At 72.0% G+C, this 16,436-nt stretch carries 18 protein-coding genes; 15 read left to right on the top strand and 3 right to left on the bottom strand.

Annotated features, from left to right (window positions below):
* Positions 1-68 precede the first annotated feature (68 nt).
* A complete protein-coding gene (gene menD / locus AB0I91_RS03175; protein WP_498776379.1) occupies positions 69-1,691 on the top strand; it encodes a 2-succinyl-5-enolpyruvyl-6-hydroxy-3-cyclohexene-1-carboxylic-acid synthase in 1,623 nt (540 codons plus the stop codon).
* Between the two features lie 56 nt (positions 1,692-1,747).
* Complete coding sequence (locus AB0I91_RS03170; RefSeq protein WP_498776381.1) at positions 1,748-3,244, top strand: M1 family metallopeptidase; 1,497 nt, start codon at positions 1,748-1,750, stop codon at positions 3,242-3,244.
* Between the two features lie 64 nt (positions 3,245-3,308).
* Here the strand turns inward: AB0I91_RS03170 and AB0I91_RS03165 are convergent, their stop codons facing one another.
* Positions 3,309-3,527 (bottom strand): hypothetical protein, encoded by a 219-nt coding sequence (locus tag AB0I91_RS03165; RefSeq protein WP_499634980.1) that lies wholly within the window; start codon positions 3,525-3,527, stop codon positions 3,309-3,311.
* Positions 3,528-3,644: 117 nt separating this feature from the next.
* On the opposite strand from AB0I91_RS03165, the gene AB0I91_RS03160 reads away from it, so the two are divergent.
* On the top strand, positions 3,645-4,496 hold the full coding sequence (locus AB0I91_RS03160) for a helix-turn-helix domain-containing protein (protein WP_499634978.1): 852 nt from the start codon (positions 3,645-3,647) through the stop codon (positions 4,494-4,496).
* 27 nt (positions 4,497-4,523) lie between these two features.
* Positions 4,524-4,718 (top strand): DUF397 domain-containing protein, encoded by a 195-nt coding sequence (locus tag AB0I91_RS03155; protein WP_498776387.1) that lies wholly within the window; start codon positions 4,524-4,526, stop codon positions 4,716-4,718.
* A 5-nt stretch (positions 4,719-4,723) separates the two neighbouring features.
* On the opposite strand, the gene AB0I91_RS03150 is transcribed toward AB0I91_RS03155, so the two are convergent.
* On the bottom strand, positions 4,724-5,953 hold the full coding sequence (locus tag AB0I91_RS03150) for an isochorismate synthase (protein ID WP_498776389.1): 1,230 nt from the start codon (positions 5,951-5,953) through the stop codon (positions 4,724-4,726).
* Between the two features lie 63 nt (positions 5,954-6,016).
* Here AB0I91_RS03150 and AB0I91_RS03145 point away from each other — a divergent pair, with 63 nt between their 5' ends.
* The 7 genes from AB0I91_RS03145 to AB0I91_RS03115 all read left to right on the top strand — a co-directional run bounded on the left by AB0I91_RS03145 (position 6,017) and on the right by AB0I91_RS03115 (position 10,830).
* On the top strand, positions 6,017-6,466 hold the full coding sequence (locus tag AB0I91_RS03145) for a DUF3592 domain-containing protein (RefSeq protein ID WP_498776391.1): 450 nt from the start codon (positions 6,017-6,019) through the stop codon (positions 6,464-6,466).
* Positions 6,467-6,508: 42 nt separating this feature from the next.
* A complete protein-coding gene (gene paaA, locus AB0I91_RS03140) occupies positions 6,509-7,444 on the top strand; it encodes a 1,2-phenylacetyl-CoA epoxidase subunit PaaA (RefSeq protein WP_499634975.1) in 936 nt (311 codons plus the stop codon).
* Entirely contained in the window at positions 7,441-7,725 is a 285-nt protein-coding gene (gene paaB / locus AB0I91_RS03135) for a 1,2-phenylacetyl-CoA epoxidase subunit PaaB (protein ID WP_053715320.1), read from the top strand. The genes paaA and paaB overlap by 4 nt, the downstream gene beginning before the upstream one ends.
* Before the next feature lie 63 nt (positions 7,726-7,788).
* Entirely contained in the window at positions 7,789-8,676 is an 888-nt protein-coding gene (paaC, locus tag AB0I91_RS03130; protein ID WP_499615228.1) for a 1,2-phenylacetyl-CoA epoxidase subunit PaaC, read from the top strand.
* Entirely contained in the window at positions 8,673-9,164 is a 492-nt protein-coding gene (gene paaD / locus AB0I91_RS03125; RefSeq protein ID WP_498776397.1) for a 1,2-phenylacetyl-CoA epoxidase subunit PaaD, read from the top strand. Before paaC ends, paaD begins: the two co-directional genes overlap by 4 nt.
* Positions 9,164-10,198 (top strand): 1,2-phenylacetyl-CoA epoxidase subunit PaaE, encoded by a 1,035-nt coding sequence (gene paaE, locus AB0I91_RS03120; protein WP_498776399.1) that lies wholly within the window; start codon positions 9,164-9,166, stop codon positions 10,196-10,198. Before paaD ends, paaE begins: the two co-directional genes overlap by 1 nt.
* Before the next feature lie 17 nt (positions 10,199-10,215).
* Positions 10,216-10,830 (top strand): hypothetical protein, encoded by a 615-nt coding sequence (locus tag AB0I91_RS03115; RefSeq protein ID WP_499634973.1) that lies wholly within the window; start codon positions 10,216-10,218, stop codon positions 10,828-10,830.
* 167 nt (positions 10,831-10,997) lie between these two features.
* On the opposite strand, the gene AB0I91_RS03110 is transcribed toward AB0I91_RS03115, so the two are convergent.
* A complete protein-coding gene (locus tag AB0I91_RS03110) occupies positions 10,998-11,825 on the bottom strand; it encodes an inositol monophosphatase family protein (protein WP_498776403.1) in 828 nt (275 codons plus the stop codon).
* 144 nt (positions 11,826-11,969) lie between these two features.
* Here AB0I91_RS03110 and AB0I91_RS03105 point away from each other — a divergent pair, with 144 nt between their 5' ends.
* From AB0I91_RS03105 to AB0I91_RS03090, 4 genes are all read left to right on the top strand, one after another.
* Positions 11,970-13,073, top strand: coding sequence for a glycosyltransferase family 4 protein (locus AB0I91_RS03105; protein WP_499615234.1), 1,104 nt, complete (start codon positions 11,970-11,972; stop codon positions 13,071-13,073).
* Between the two features lie 47 nt (positions 13,074-13,120).
* Positions 13,121-14,230 carry a glycosyltransferase gene (locus AB0I91_RS03100; RefSeq protein WP_498776407.1) on the top strand — a complete coding sequence of 370 codons (1,110 nt, stop codon included), beginning with the start codon at positions 13,121-13,123 and terminating at the stop codon, positions 14,228-14,230.
* Positions 14,231-14,353: 123 nt separating this feature from the next.
* Positions 14,354-15,058, top strand: a complete 705-nt coding sequence (locus tag AB0I91_RS03095) for a demethylmenaquinone methyltransferase (RefSeq protein ID WP_498776409.1) — start codon at positions 14,354-14,356, stop codon at positions 15,056-15,058.
* Between the two features lie 78 nt (positions 15,059-15,136).
* Positions 15,137-16,414, top strand: coding sequence for a geranylgeranyl reductase family protein (locus AB0I91_RS03090; protein WP_499634969.1), 1,278 nt, complete (start codon positions 15,137-15,139; stop codon positions 16,412-16,414).
* The last annotated feature ends 22 nt before the right edge of the window (positions 16,415-16,436 follow it).

Below are 16,436 nucleotides of genomic sequence, written 5' to 3'. Positions count from 1 at the left end.
CTGAGAGGCGGTCCGGTCCGGCTCAGCGCGTGGAATCACCTGGTCGCGGGCTGAGCGACAATGTGCGGGTGAACCCGTCCACCGCGCAGGCCAGGGTGCTCGTCGACGAGCTGATCCGCAACGACGTCCGGCACGTCGTGCTGAGCCCCGGATCGCGCAACGCGCCGCTGTCCTTCGCCCTGCACGAGGCAGCCGCGGCCGGCCGGCTCACCCTGCACGTCCGCGTGGACGAGCGCACCGCGGGCTTCCTCGCCCTCGGCCTGGCCAAGGGCGGCGGCGAGGTCACCGCCGTCACCTGCACGTCCGGCACCGCCGTGGCGAACCTGCACCCCGCAGTGCTGGAGGCCCGGCACGCGGGCGTCGGCGTCATCGCGCTCACCGCGGACCGACCCGTCGAGCTCTACCGCACGGGCGCCAGCCAGACCGTGGACCAGCAGCGCGTCTTCGGCCTGGACACGCTCCAGTTCCCCATCGCCGAACGCCGGGAGAACCAGAACGGCCTGTGGCGCTCGCTGGTGTGCCGCGCCGTCGCCACCGCGCGCGACCAGGGCCCGGTGCACGTCAACGTCCCGTTCCGCGAGCCGTTGGTGCCCGACGGCGACGACGACTGGCCGGAGAGCCTGGACGGCCGCCCGTTCGACATGCCGTGGACCCGCGCGGCCCGCCGCACGACCACCTCCACGCACGTCGCCGACCACCTCGGCCCGCGCACCCTGGTGATCGTCGGCGACACCGAGCACGACCTCTCCGACCTGGCCGAACGCGCCGGTTGGCCGGTCGTCGCCGAACCCACCGGCCACGGCCTGCGCCACGGCTCGCTCCTGCTCAACGCGGGCGGGTTGCCCGACCACCTCGTGCCGCAGGCCGTGGTCGTCGTCGGCCGCGCCACCCTCTCCCGCGGCGTGCTCAAGCTCATCGCGCGGACCCCGGTCGTGCACGTGCTGTCCGACGAGCTCGACTGGCCGGACCCGCAGTTCACCGCCACGCACACGTCGACCGACCTGGTCCTGGGCGAGCACGACGTGGACGACGACTGGCTCACCGCCTGGCAGCACGCGGACAAGGCGGTCGCCGACGTGGTGGACGGCCTGCTGGCGGAGGAGCCCTGGCCGACCGGCCTGCACGTGGCCCGCGACCTGGTCGCCGCGCTGCCGCCGGGCGCGAACCTGTTCCTCGGCTCGTCCAACCCGGTCCGCGACGTCGACCTGGTCGCCGGGCCGCGCCGCGACGTGCGCACCTACGCCAACCGGGGCGTGGCAGGCATCGACGGCAGCGTCTCCACCGCCGCCGGCATCGCGCTCACCCGCGGCCCGACCTACGCCCTGATCGGCGACCTGACGTTCCTGCACGACGCGAACGGCCTGCTGATCGGTCCCGGCGAGCCGCGACCCGACCTGACGGTCGTCGTGCTCAACGACGACGGCGGCGGCATCTTCGCGTTGCTGGAGCAGGGCGCGAAAGAGCACGAGCGGACCTTCGAACGCGTTTTCGGCACGCCCCACGGCGTCGACCTGAAGTCGCTGTGCGCGGCGCACCACGTGCCGCACACCGAAGCCTCGACACCGGACCAGCTGAGACGAGCGCTCGACCGGCCGAGCGGAATCCGGGTGGTGGAAATCCGGGCGGAACGCCACGAATTGCGCGATCTGCACCGACGGTTGAAGGACGCCGTGTCAACCGCATTCCAATAGTGGGAATCCTACCGACGGGGGTACAGCCCGCCGGTGGCCGCGACTAGCTTCGCCGCATGTCCCTGAGAGCGAAGCTGACCCTCGGTACCGCCGCCGCGGCGTCCCTGCTCCTGCTGGCCGGCACGGCGACGGCGGCCGAGCCGGGAGCACCCGGCATCGGCGACCCGTACTACCCGAATGCGGGCAACGGCGGGTACGACGTTTCCCATTACGACATCAGGCTCAACTACCGGCCCGGTGACGACACCCTTTCCGGCACCACGACGATCCTGGCCAAAACCACCCAGGACCTGAGCCGGTTCAACCTGGACTTCCTGTTGAAGGTCAGTTCGGTCCGGGTGAACAACAAGGTCGCCGCGTTCTCGCAGTCCGGCGGCGAGCTCGTGGTCGACCCGCGCGGCACGCTGCGCGAGGGCTCGAACGTGACGGTCGTCGTCACGTACTCCGACGTGCCCTCCACGCACGCCGTGGACGGCTACACGTCGTGGAAGCGGACGCCGGACGGCGCGCTGGCCATCGACCAGCCCGACATCGCGCCGTGGTGGTTCCCGAGCAACAACCACCCGACCGACAAGGCGAAGTTCGACATCTCGGTGGCCGTGCCCACCGGCGTCGAGGTGATCTCCAACGGCACGTTCGGCGGCACCGCCCAGCAGATCAACGGCTGGACCCGCTGGCGCTACCGCAGCCTGGAGCCGATGGCCACCTACCTGGCGTTCATCGCGATCGGCCAGTTCGAGATCCGCCAGTCGACCGCGCCGAACGGTCAGCCGGTGCTCAACGCCTACTCGGAGCGGCTCGGCGCGGACTACGGCGCGGCCGTGGCCAGCATCGAGCGCACGCCCGAGGTGACGGAGTTCCTCGAGACGCAGTTCGGGCCGTACCCGTTCGAGGCGCAGGGCGGCGTGGCGACGCCGGGCATCGGCTTCGCGCTGGAGAACCAGACCCGATCGACCTACGACACCGCGTTCTTCCGCCGCGGCGCGAACACCTACGTCGTGGCGCACGAGGTCGGGCACCAGTGGTTCGGCGACTCGGTGTCGGTGCAGGGCTGGAAGGACATCTGGCTGAACGAGGGCTTCGCCAGCTACGCGGAGTGGCTGTGGTCCGAGCACGTCGGCGAGGGCACGGTCCAGGAGAACTCGGACTTCGTCTACGCCTCCTACCCGGCCGACAGCCCGTTCTGGCAGGTCCTGCCCGGTGACCCGGGCGCGTCGAACCAGTTCCACAGCGCCGTGTACGACCGCGGCGCGCTCACCGTGCACGCGTTGCGCGGCGAGATCGGCGACGAGGCGTTCTTCGAGCTGCTGCGGGAGTGGCCGGCGGCGAAGCGCAACGGCAACGCGACGACGGACGAGTTCATCGCGTTCGCCGAGGCGCTGTCCGGCAAGCAGCTCGACGAGCTGTTCCAGACCTGGCTGTTCACGCCGGGCAAGCCGGCGGTCGCGCCGGGCGCGGCCGGTTTCGCGGCACGTGCCGCGACCGTGACCGAGCCGAAGTCGTTCAAGAAGATCCAGGAGACGCGCGAGCTGCTCGCGGGTCACCAGCACTGAGCAAGTCGAACGTCACACGCGGGGCCGTCCTCGACCCGGGGGCGGCCCCGCGTGCGTCCACCTTTCAAGCCTCGCCCGATCGCAACCTGCGCAACGCTTCCGTGCTCGTCCGGCTCAGGTTCTCCAGGCCCCGCTCGGTGAAGATCAGCTCCAGGGCGAACGAGCGCTTGCCGCCGAACTTGAACTGGGCCTCCCCTTCCTCCGCGTCCAACTCGCAGACGATGTCGCGGTCGTCGTCGACCTTCACCCACGCCTCGACGTCGGTACCGCCGGCACTGATCACGGGCACCTCCTGGTCTTACTGTCCGTTGCCGTCCGTTACTATCCGTGTGAGATGCTAAGGGGAAAGTTCTCCTTAGGTGCTCGCTCGATCGGCTAGATCCTCACGGAGGCCGGGGTCATGCGTGCTCGTCAGACGTTGGAGCGGCGGCAGCTCGGCCTGTCGCTGAGGCGCTACCGCACCCTGCGCAGCGCTTCCCAGGCCGAGGTCGCCGCGATCGTCGGGGTGAGCGATTCGCGGATCAGCAAGGTCGAGGACGGCACCGCCACGCTCACCACCGAGCAGCTCGCGCAGGCGCTCGACTTCCTCGACGTGCACGGCGCCGAACGCGAGACCGTCCTCGAACTCGGCGCCCGCGCTCGCAAACGCCTGCGCCGCAGCGCGAAGGACGTGCAGCCGTACACCGACACGCTTCCCGGCTCGTTCCAACGGCTCGCCGACATGGAAGCGGACGCCACGGCGATCTACTGCTACGACTCCGGCGTGATCCCGGGCATGCTCCAATCTCCGGCTTACATCCGCGCCGGGATGAGCTCGGCCAACGGCGTGTTCTGGGAGCCGTCGGAGACCGAGGTCGAAACCCGCTACACGTTCCGCCGGGACCGACAGGCGAGGATCTTGGAGTCGGACGAGCCGAAGAAGCTCGAATTCGTCTTCACCGAGGACGCGGTCGAGTGTGGCGGAGGAAGCGCGGAGACCAGGCGTGAACAGCTCGAACACCTGCTCCAGCTGGCCGAACAGCACCTGGACATCACCATGCAGGTAGTGAGGTCGGGCGACCTCAGGAACCCCGTTCCGAGCGGCGGGCTGATCGTGCTCGACTTCGACGGCACCGCGCCGAATGTCGCGTTCGCCCCGACGATCTACGGGCCGTCCACGTACTTCGACGACCCGGTCGACACCGCGAACCTGTTGCGGGCGTTCAGGAAAGTCCAAGGCCTGCCCGTGGCCACGCGGATACGATCGAGTTGATCCACAGGCGGCTACTGGAGGGTGACCATGCCGGACTCACCGCGTGACACGGGCTGGTTCAAGAGCACCTACAGCGCCCCCGCCAGCGACGCGTGCGTGGAGTGCCGCATAACCGCCGACCACGGCGTCGGTGTTCGCGACTCCAAGAACCCGGGCGCGGGCGCGTTGTGGGTCGGTTCCGCCGCCTGGTCGGGGTTCGTGGCGGGCTTGAAAGCGCGATAACCCGGTTATCGGCCTTCGAGGGCTTCCCGAAAGGGCAGCATCTTGGCGTGCGCCTCGTGGACCTCGGAGTCCGGGTCCGACTCGGCGACCAGGCCGCAGCCGGCGAACAGCCGCGCCGTGCGGCCGTCCACCTGCGCGCAGCGCAACGCGATGCCGAGCTCGCCGTCGCCGTTGCCGTCGATCCAGCCGACGGGGCCCGCGTAGCGACCGCGGTCCATGCCCTCCAGCTCCTCGATCATCGCGATGGCGTCCGCGCGCGGCGTGCCGCCGACGGCCGCCGTGGGGTGCAGCGCCTCGCCCAGCGCGAGCAGCGACGGCGTGCCGCTGAGCGTGCCGATGACGTCGCTGGACAGGTGCGAGACGTTCGGCAGCCGCAGCACCGAGGGCCCCTCCACCGACATGGTGTCGCAGAACGGCTGCAGCGTCTGCACCAGCGACGCCACCGCGTACTCGTGCTCGTCGAGGTTCTTGCCCGACGACAGCAGCGCGGCGGCCAGCTCGTCGTCCGACATGCCGTCGTGCGGCCACGTCGTGCCGGCGAGCACGCGTGAGTCGACCACGGACCCGCTGCGCCGCAGCAGCAGCTCGGGCGTGGCGCCGATCAGGCCGTCCACGGCGTACACCCAGCACTCCGGGTACCGCCGGGCCAGGCCTTCGAGCACGAACCGGTGGTCGATGTCGACGTCCGCGACCGCGAGCAGGTCGTGTGCCAGCACGACCTTGTCCAGCTCGCCCGCGCGCATCCGCTCGACCGCCGCGCGCACGGCCTCGCGGTACCCGGTGACGGACACCTGCCCGTCGCTGTAGCGCACCTCCGACGGCTTGCGCACCGGCTCGACCCGTCGCTTGCCGCCGCCGCCGATCGTGGTCAGCCAGCTGTGCCCGTTGCGGCGGCCGAGCACGACCTCGGGCACCACGAGCACCGAGTGGCCGGGTCGGTCGGAGAACGCCATGCTGACGAACGCCACCGGTCCGGTGCCGGGCACGCCGAGCTCGTCGTCCACGACGAGGTCGTCGGTGAACTCGCGCCACCAGCGGTCGGCGGCGGCGAACCGGTCGGGTCCCGACACCTCGAACCGGGCCGCCTCACCCCATCCGACCAGGCCCGTTCCGTCCCGCACCCAACTCAGCGCACCGGTCGGCGCGGGTAGCCCGCCCAGCAGGTTGTCGCCCGCGACGCGCCTGGTGTGCACGCGCAGCCGTTGTCGGGTCCGCGAGGCAGGAGCTGAGGTCACGGCGTCGAGGGTATGGACTCATCGCTGAGATCCGGCGCGGAGGCCGCCCTAGACTCCTCAGTTGTGGTGGACGACGCAGTGCGGACAGGTGCCCGCCCCAAGGCCCGGCTCCTGGTCAGCCGGGCGTTGGTGCTGCTGGGCGCGGTGGTGACGCTGATCGGGGTGATCCTGCTCGCGGCGTGCTGGCGCGACGACCTGATGATCGAGGAGCGACTGGGCAAGGCGACCGCCGAGGTGGTGTCCGTCTCGTTCCAGCGGACCGTGGTGCGCTTCGCCACGCCGGACGGCGCGGTGCACAGCCCGTCCCAGGGCCTGCTGTACCCGGAGGGGTTGGAGCCGGGCCAGTTGGTGCGCATCGAGTACGACACGGCCGACCCCGAGGTGGCGCGGGTCGCCGGGCGCACGGCCGTGCTCGCGCTGCTGCCGATCGGCACCTTCCTGCTCGCGGTGTGGGCGGTGCTGCTGCCGCTGCTCTGGTGGGTGACCCGGAGAGGCAAGCACGGCAGGTTGTGACAGTTCTGCCGTAAATCAGCCTCCAGGTGTAACATCGGGTGCATGGACCTGGAGGCGCAGTTCGAGCGCACCGTCGCGGCCGAGCAGCGCGTCGAGCCGCGCGACTGGATGCCCGACGGCTACCGGAAGACGTTGATCCGGCAGATCGCGCAGCACGCGCACTCCGAGATCATCGGCATGCAGCCCGAGGGCAACTGGATCAGCCGCGCGCCGTCGCTGCGCCGCAAGGCGATCCTGCTGGCGAAGGTCCAGGACGAGGCCGGGCACGGGCTGTACCTGTACGCGGCGACCGAGACGCTGGGCGCGGACCGCGGCGAGCTGACCGAGAAGCTGATCTCGGGCCGGCAGAAGTACTCCTCGATCTTCAACTACCCGACGCTGTCCTACGCCGACGTCGGCGTGATCGGCTGGCTCGTCGACGGCGCCGCGATCTGCAACCAGGTGCCGCTGTGCCGCACGTCCTACGGGCCGTACGCGCGGGCGATGATCCGCATCTGCAAGGAGGAGTCCTTCCACCAGCGGCAGGGCTACGAGCTGCTGATGACGATGATGTCCGGCACCGACGCCCAGCGCGCGATGGTGCAGGAGTCGGTGAACCGCTGGTGGTGGCCGTCGCTGATGATGTTCGGCCCGCCGGACGCCGAGTCGTCCAACACCGAGCAGTCGATGAAGTGGCGGATCAAGCGCAACACCAATGACGAGCTGCGGCAGAAGTTCGTCGACATGACCGTGCCGCAGGCGGAGAAGCTGGGCGTGACGCTGCCCGACCCGGAGCTGAGGTGGAACGCCGAGCGCGGGCACCACGACTTCGGCCAGCCCGACTGGGACGAGTTCTGGCAGGTCGTCGGCGGTAACGGGCCGACCAACGCGCAGCGCGTCGAGCACCGGCGCAAGGCCCACGAGGACGGCGAGTGGGTGCGTGCGGCGGCTGCGGCGCACGCTTCGAAGCACGCGGTTGTCGAGGAAGGTGTGGCATGAGTGCGTCGTGGCCGCTGTGGGAAGTGTTCGTGCGCGGCAAGCGCGGGTTGAACCACGTGCACGTCGGGTCGCTGCACGCGCCGGACGCCGAGATGGCGCTGCGCAACGCGCGTGACGTCTACACCCGGCGCAACGAGGGCGTGTCGATCTGGGTGGTGCCCGCGACGGCGATCACCGCGTCGTCGCCGGACGAGAAGGACCCGTTCTTCGAGCCGAGCGGGGACAAGGTCTACCGGCACCCGACGTTCTACGAGATCCCCGAGGACGTGCCGCACCTGTGACCCGGGTGCGGGTGTCCCGCAGAACACAGTGACAACGGCCCCCGACGAACGTGCGGTGACGCGATGAGCTTTGACAACGCGTACGAATCTTTGATCGACCACGAGGACGCGCACTGGGCGTTCGGGACCGGGTTCTCCGAGCCGTTGGCCGGGGTGGACCGCGAGGTGCCCGACGTCGACCGCGCCGACCTGGCCGCGTACTGCCTGATGCTCGGCGACGACGCGCTGGTCATGTCCCAGCGGCTGGCCGAGTGGTGCTCCCGCGCGCCGGAGCTGGAGGAGGACGTCGCGCTGGCCAACATCGCGCTCGACCTGCTCGGCCAGTCCCGGATGCTGCTGACCAGGGCGGGCGAGGTCGAGGGCGCGGGCCGGGACGAGGACGCGCTGGCGTACCTGCGCGACGAGCGGGACTTCCGCAACGTGCACCTGGCGGAGATCGAGTGCGGACCGTTCGCGGGCGGCGACTTCGCCACGACCATGGCGCGGCTGCTGGTGTTCTCGTCGTGGAAGCTCGCGCAGTACTCGCGGTTGCGGGCGAGCGCCGACCCGGTGTTGGCGGCCGTGGCGGCGAAGGGCCTGAAGGAGCTGGCCTACCACCGCGACCACGCCGCCCAGTGGGTCGTGCGGCTCGGCGACGGCACCGAGGAGTCGCACCGGCGGATGCGGGCCGGGTTGGCGCGGGTGTGGCCGTTCCTGGCCGAGCTGTTCACCCCGCACCCGGTCGAGCTGCGGCTGCCCGGTGTCGCGGTCGACCCCGCCGAGCTGCGGTCCGAAGTGGACGGTGTGCTGGACGCGGTGCTGGCGGCGGCGGGGCTGGCGCGGCCGGCGGACGTGCCCGCGGCGCGGGTCAACGGGCTGGCCGGGCGCGACGGCGTGCACACCGAGGCGTTCGGCTACCTGCTGGCCGAGATGCAGCACCTGCACCGGTCGTTGCCGGGGGCGTCGTGGTGAGCACCGCCCTCGAAGTCGCCGCGCGCGTCCGCGACCCGGAGCTGCCGGTGCTGACGCTGGCCGACCTCGGCGTGCTGCGCGAGGTCACCGAGTCCGGCGGTCGGGTGTCGGTGACGATCACGCCCACCTACTCGGGGTGCCCGGCGATCGACGAGATGGCCGCCGACCTGCGGCGGTCGTTGCTGGCGGCGGGGTACGCGGCGGTGGACGTGCGGCTGTCGCTGTCGCCCGCGTGGACCACGGACTGGATCAGCGAGGCCGGGTTGCGCAAGCTGCGGGAGGCGGGCATCGCGCCGCCGTCCCGGCTGGGACCGCGCGCGGTCGGTCCGGTGCCGTTGAACCTGACGCCGCCGTCGCGGCGGGTGACCTGCCCGCGGTGCGGGTCGTCGCGGACCGCGGAGGTGTCGCGGTTCGGGTCCACGGCGTGCAAGGCGCTGCGCCGGTGCGCGGACTGCGCCGAGCCGTTCGAGCACGTGAAGGAGATCTGATGGCACGGCCGGTGTTCCACAAGCTGACCGTCGCGTCGGTCGAGCAGCTGTGCCCGGACGCCGTCGCGGTGACGTTCGAGGTGCCGCCGTCGCTGGCCGCGGACTTCGCGTTCGCCCCAGGGCAGTACGTGACCCTGCGCAACGGCGACGAGCGGCGCTCGTACTCGATCTGCGCGCCTGCCGGCGGTCCGCTGCGGATCGGGGTGCGGCGGGTGGACGGCGGGCTGTTCTCCACGCTGCTGGTGGACCGGTTGCAGCGCGGCGACGTGCTGGAGGTGCTGCCGCCGCAGGGCAACTTCACGCCGTCCGGCGGGTCGCACCACGGTCTGGTGGTGGCCGGGTCCGGCATCACGCCCGCGTTGTCGATCGCGGCGTCGGTGCTGGCCGGCGGGGCGCGGGTGACGATGCTGTACGGGAACCGGCGTGCGGACACGGTGATGTTCGCCGAGGAGCTGGCGGACCTGAAGGACCGCTACCCGGCGCGGTTCCAGCTGGTGCACGTGCTGTCGCGGGAGCCGCGGGACGTCGAGCTGTTCAGCGGGCGGTTGGACGCGGCGAAGCTGCGGGCGCTGTTCTCGACGGTGGTGCCGTGGGCGGACGTCGACGCGTGGTGGCTGTGCGGGCCGTACGGGATGGTGCGGGACGCGGAGGACGTGCTGGGTGCGTTGGGCGTCCCCCCGTCCGCCGTGCACCACGAGCTGTTCTACGTGGACGAACCGCCGCCTCCGCCGCGCCGCGCGGAACCGTCGGCTTCCGCTTCGGCCACCGCCACGGTGATCCTGGACGGGCGGACCACCGAGGTGCCGCTGCCGGCGGACGTGCCGATCCTCGACGCGGCCCAGCGGGTGCGCGCGGACCTGCCGTTCGCGTGCAAGGGCGGCGTGTGCGGGACGTGCCGCGCGCTGGTCGTGTCCGGTGAGGTGGAGATGCGGCGGAACTACGCGCTGGAGCCGCGCGAGGTGGAGGCCGGTTTCGTGCTGACCTGCCAGTCCGTTGCCGTGACCTCGGCGGTTACCGTGGATTACGACGCCTGATCTGGCACATTGTGCCCATGGCACGGTCGGCGCTCTGGGGACTGCTCATCGGCACGACGCTGATGACGGTCCTGTTCATGGTCACCTTGGCGGTGCCGTCCGGTGACGACTCCGCGCCGTTCCTGGCGTCCCTGGTCGCGTCCGGGATCGTCGGCGTGGTCCTGGGAGGCGTCCCGGGCACGGTGGTCGGCGTCGTGGTCGGAGCCATCCGCCGCCGTTCCCGGCCCCCGGTCCAGCTGCCACCCCCACCACCCCCGCTCCCCGTCCCGCCTCCGGTGAACGACCGCTGGTCGGCGATGGTGGGCCGCTGTGAGCTGGCCGTGCAGCGGGTGGGCGCCGCCGTGGCCACCGTGCCCGCGTCACCGGCCAGGGCGTGGCTGGAGCGGATCGCCGCGCAGTTCGCCGCCGAGCTGCCGGACGTGCGCCGGATCGCCGACCTGGGCCGAGCCCTGGCCGCCGACCAGTCCCACCCGGTGACCGACCGCCTGACCGCCGCCGTCCACGACTTCACGTCGTTCGAGGACGAGGTGGGCCGCGTGGCCCTCCGACTCCTGGACCAGACGTCCCTGGACGCGGTCCGCACCCACCTGGAAGTCCTGGAACAACAACTGCCGCACATGGGCAATGGTTAGAGCGTCGGGTGGCGGCCCTGATCGAAGGCGTCCAGCGCGCTCCGGCTGCCCTGAACAGCGCGAAACCCGGCAACCGACCGTCCGGACGGTGAACCGGGTTCACTTCCAGGCCCTACTGGGCCTGGCGTGACCGACTGTACACAGAGCGCGTTGATCCGCCAAACGGCCTAACGAGGCGTGGACGACGCCTGCCACCAGGCCAGGACCTCCTCCGCCACCTCCGGCATGGCGACGAGCAGGCCGTCCACCGGCAGGGGTGCGTCCTCGCCCCGCCGGTCCAGCACGGCGGCGCCCGATTCGACGGCCAGGGCGACCGCGCCGGCCACGTCCCACTCGTGGTAGCTGTCCAGGACGGCGGCGGCGGCGTGGCCCAGGGCCACCTGGGCGACGGCCAGGGCCTTCGAGCCCAGCACCCGCACGCCCGTGCCCGCCACGGCGGCCCGCGAGATGAACTCGCCCATCCCCGGCCACGGGCCGGTCCGCGTCATCTCCGTGCACACGATGGAGCTCACCGCCTGGTCGCCGAGCCGCACCGGCGTGCCGTTCGCCCGCATGCCGCGACCCCGCGCGGCGGCGTAGATCTGGGCCCGGTACGGGTCCGCGACCACCCCGACGACCGGACCCCACCGGTCGATCAACGCCAGGCTGTACGCGCACCAGGGCACACCGGCGACGTAGTTCGCGGTCCCGTCGACCGGGTCGACCACCCAGCGGAACTCCGCGTCGCTCACCACGTCGCTGTCGGTGTCCTCGCAGAACACCGGGATGTGCGGGAACTCGGCCGTCAGCACCCGCCGCGTGTGCCGCTCCAACGTCCGGTCCGTGTCGGTCACCCAGTCGAACGGCGAGGTCTCGTCATCGGGTCGCGCGCCGCGCCCGGCGGTCGCCATGATCACGTCGGACGCGTCGTTGGCGAGTCGGCCCGCTATCTCCAGCGCGATCGACACCAGGCCGGGATCGACGGGCTGCGCGGGTCGGGACGACAAGACGGTCATGCCGACCTAGTGTCACCGCACAGAGTGACCGCGCCACGTACTCCAGGTGAACCCGTGGCCAACGTCGACCGCGACGCGAGGTGTTCGGCGCGCGTTCGCGGAGGTGTCACGCCGCCGTGTCCTTCGCACCGCATGGTGATCGGCGTGCGCGTAGCGATCGTCACCGAGAGCTTCCTGCCCCAGGTCAACGGGGTCACCAACTCGGTGCTGCGGGTCCTGGAACACCTCCGGGCGCGCGGTCACCAGGCGTTGGTGGTGGCTCCCGGCGCGGGTGCCGACCACCACCTCGGCACGCCGGTCGTGCGCGTCCCGGCGGTGGACCTGCCGAGGTTCAGCTCGCTGCCCGTCGGGGTGCCGACGCGCAAGGTGCTGACCGCGCTGGCCGACTTCCGGCCGGACGTCGTGCACCTGGCGAGCCCGTTCGTGATGGGCGCCCGCGGCCTGTCCGCCGCACGCAGGCTCGGCATCCCGACCGTCGCGGTCTACCAGACCGACATCGCCGGGTTCGCCGGCCACTACGGCCTCGGCCTCACCGCCCGTGCCGCCTGGCGGTGGACGCGCCGGCTGCACGCGCAGGCCGACCGCACGCTCGCGCCGTCGACCTGGGCCGTCGACGCGCTCCAGGAGCACGGCGTGCCGCGCGTGCACAGGTGGGGACGTGGCGTGGACGTCGAGCTGTTCCACCCGTCCCGGCGGGACGACGCGTTGCGCGCCTCGTTGGCGCCGAACGGCGAGCTGCTCGTCGGGTACGTCGGCCGGCTGTCGCCGGAGAAGCGGGTGGACCGGCTCGCGGCGCTCGCCGACCTGCCCGGCGTGCGGCTGGTGGTGGTGGGTGAGGGGCCGGAGCAGGCGCAGTTGCGGCACGACCTGCCCGGCGCGGCGTTCCTCGGGTTCAAGAGCGGCGCGGACCTGGCCACGGCGTACGCGAGCTTGGACGTGTTCGTGCACACGGGCCCGCACGAGACGTTCTGCCAGGCCGTGCAGGAGGCGTTGGCCAGCGGTGTGCCCGTGGTCGCGCCGGACGCCGGCGGGCCGCGTGACCTGGTGCAACCCGGCACCGGCTACCTGTTCGCCGACGACGGGCAGCTCAGGCGGGCCGTGGTGGAGCTGGGCGACCCGCTGCGCCGCCGCCGGTTCGGGCAGGCGGCCCGGCGCTGGGTGCGCGGGCGCACTTGGTCGGCCGTGTGCGACGAGCTGCTGGGCCACTACGCGGCCGTGCTGGACCTGCCGGAGCGCCGTGCAGCATGAGGATCGGGCAGGCATGAACATCGGGCAGGCATGAAGGTCGGGCACGCATGAGGATCGTCCAGCTGGCCAACTTCTACGGTCCGCGCTCCGGCGGCCTGCGCACGGCGCTGCACCACCTCGGCGACGGTTACGCGGCGAACGGGCACCAGGTCACGTTGGTCGTCCCGGGCGCCGCGCACGCCGACGAGGAGCTGTCGCCGGGCGTCCGGCGGGTGACGTTGCCCGCGCCGCGCATCCCCGGCACCGGCGGGTACCGGGCGGTGGACCCGTGGCGCGTGCGGGCGTTGCTCGACCACCTGTCGCCCGACCGGCTGGAGGTGTCGGACCGGCTCACGCTGCGCGGCATGGGCCGGTGGGCGGCGGCGCGCGGCGTGCCGAGCGTGGTGATCTCGCACGAGCGGCTGGACCGGCTGCTGGAGCAGTTCCTGCTGCCCACGCCGTTGGCGCGGCGGGTTGCGGACCGGGCCAACGCGCGGATGGCGGCGTCCTACGACACGGTGGTGTGCACGACGGAGTTCGCGCGGGAGGAGTTCGACCGGATCGGTGCGCGCAACGTGGCCCGCGTGCCGCTGGGCGTCGACCTGCGGACGTTCACGCCGACCCGGCACGACCGGTCGTTGCGGGCGGAGCTGGCGCGGGGCGCCGACGCGCTGCTCGTGCACTGCGGGCGGTTGTCGGCGGAGAAGCACGTCGAGCGCAGCGTCGACACGGCGGCGGAGCTGCACGCGGCCGGGCACGACGTGCGGCTGGTCATCGCCGGCGACGGTCCGCGCCGGGAGGCGTTGGAACGCCGTGCGGCCGGTCTGCCGGTCACCTTCCTGGGGTTCGTCGGCCGGCGCACGGACGTCGCCGACCTCCTCGCCACCGCCGACGTCTCCCTGGCGCCGGGCCCGCACGAGACGTTCGGCCTGGCCGCCCTGGAAGCGCTGGCCTCCGGCACCCCGGTGGTCGTCTCGGCGTCCTCGGCATTGCGCGAGATCGTCCGCCCGTCCTGCGGCGCCGCCGTGCCCGACCACGCCCCGGCGTTCGCCGGCGCCGTGACCAGCCTGCTGGACCACCCCGAGCCGACCCGCCGTTCCGCCGCCCGTGCCCGCGCCGAGGAGTACCCCTGGCAAGCCGCCGTCACCGGCATGCTGACCGCCCTCCGCGCCACCTGACCCCCGCGTGTCCGACCTCCAGGACACGCGCGTTCCGGAGGGGGACACGCGGGGCTGAGGGTCGGCCGGGCCGGGGCTCAGGGTTCGGGTGGCGGGGTTGAGGGCGTCACCTAGGCTTCCGGCATGGCGCGTGCAGGTCTGGACAAGAACCCCCGCGAGGTCGCGGAGATGTTCGACGGCGTGGCCAAGGGCTACGACCGCACGAACTCGGTCATGACCCTGGGGTTCGACCGGCGCTGGCGGGAGTGGAGCAGGCGGGTCCTGGACGCCAAGCCCGGCGAGAAGGTGCTGGACCTGGCGGCGGGCACGGCCGTCTCCACGGTGGAGTACGCGGCCTCGGGCGCGTGGTGCGTGGCGGCCGACTTCTCGCTGGGGATGCTGCTGGGCGGCGCGCACCGGCCGGTGCCGAAGGTGGCCGCCGACGCCCTGCGCCTGCCGTTCGCGGACAACTCCTTCGACGCCGTCACGGTGTCCTTCGGCCTGCGCAACTTCAACGACACCGAGGCCGCGCTGCGCGAGATGGCCCGCGTGGTCAAGCCCGGCGGACGGCTCGTGGTGTGCGAGGTCTCCACGCCGACGTTCCGCCCGTTCCGCTTCGTCTACATGCGCCACCTGCTGCGGATCCTGCCGCTCATCGCCCGGTTCGTCTCCTCCAACCCGGAGGCCTACAAGTACCTCGCCGAATCCATGCGCACGTGGCCCGACCAGCGCGCGCTCGGCGAGATCGTGGCCCGCGCCGGCTGGGAGGACGTCGCCTGGATGAACCTCACCGGCGGCATGGTCGCGCTGCACCGCGGCACGAAGCCCGCACCGCCCCAGGCCTCGTAGCCCTCGAGCGCGCAAAGCCTCAGCAACGCGCAAGTAGACTCGCCCTGGACTTTGTGAACACGGGCACAAGGAGCGGGGATGACGACTCCCAGCCGCCGCAAGGCAGGCGAGGACGCCGAGGTGATCGTGGTCGGCGCGGGGCCCGCGGGCTCCACCGCGGCCACCTACCTGGCACGCGCGGGCCTGGACGTGGTGCTGCTGGAGAAGAGCACCTTCCCGCGCGAGAAGGTGTGCGGTGACGGCCTGACCCCGCGCGGGGTCAAGCAGCTGATCGACCTGGGCATCGACACCCGCGAGGAAGCCGGCTGGCTGCACAACCGCGGCCTGCGCGTGGTCGGCGGCGGCGTCACGCTGGAGCTGGACTGGCCCGAGCTGGCCACGTTCCCGCCCTACGGCCTGGTCCGCCCGAGGCAGGACTTCGACGAGATGCTGGCGAACACCGCCGTCGCCGCGGGCGCCCGCATGCACCAGCAGACCACCGTCACCGGCGCGGTGGTCGAGAACGGCCGGGTCGTCGGCGTCGAGGCCAAGCAGGGCCCGGACAAGACCCCCGTCACCTACAGGGCGCCCATCGTCCTGGCCTGCGACGGCGTCAGCGCCCGCCTCGCCCTCAGCGTCGGCATCCAGAAGGACGACGCCAAGCCGATGGGCGTCGCGGTCCGCCGCTACTACGCCAGCCCCCGCACCAAGGACGACTACCTGGAGTCGCACCTGGAGCTGTGGGACCGCGCCAACGACGTCCTGCTGCCCGGCTACGGCTGGATCTTCGGCATGGGCGACGGCACCGTGAACGTCGGCCTCGGCATCCTCAGCACCTCCAAGGCCTACGGCACCACGGACTACCGCGCGCTGCTCAAGAGCTGGCTCGACGGCACCCCCGAGGAGTGGGGTTTCCGCGAGGAGAACGCCACCGGCAAGATCGGCGGCGCGGCCCTGCCGATGGGGCTGAACCGCAAGCCCCACTACCGCGACGGCCTGCTGCTCGTCGGCGACGCGGGCGGCATGGTCAACCCGTTCAACGGCGAGGGCATCGGCTACGCCATGGAGTCGGCCCGGATCGCGGCCGAGACCGTGGTGCAGGGCCTGGCCCGCCAGGGCGCGAGCCGCGAACGCGCGCTGCACGGCTACCCCGTGCGCATCGAACAGGCCCTGGGCAGCTACTACCGGCTCGGCAACGTCTTCAGCAAGCTCATCGGCAACCCCACGGTCATGCGCACCGCCACCAAGTACGGGCTGCCGCGCAAGACCCTGATGAAGCTGGTCCTGAAGCTGCTCGCGGGCCTTTACGACCCCAAGGACGGCGACTCGTTCGACCGCATCATCACCGCGGCCACGAAACTCGCCCCAACGGCCTAACGGGCCTCCGCTAACCGACGCA

Origin of the sequence: Actinosynnema sp. NPDC049800, assembly GCF_040656635.1 — a bacterium.
Lineage (GTDB): Bacteria > Actinomycetota > Actinomycetes > Mycobacteriales > Pseudonocardiaceae > Actinosynnema.
Note: the sequence above shows the minus strand (reverse complement) of the source record. Positions and strands in the feature narration are given on the sequence as shown.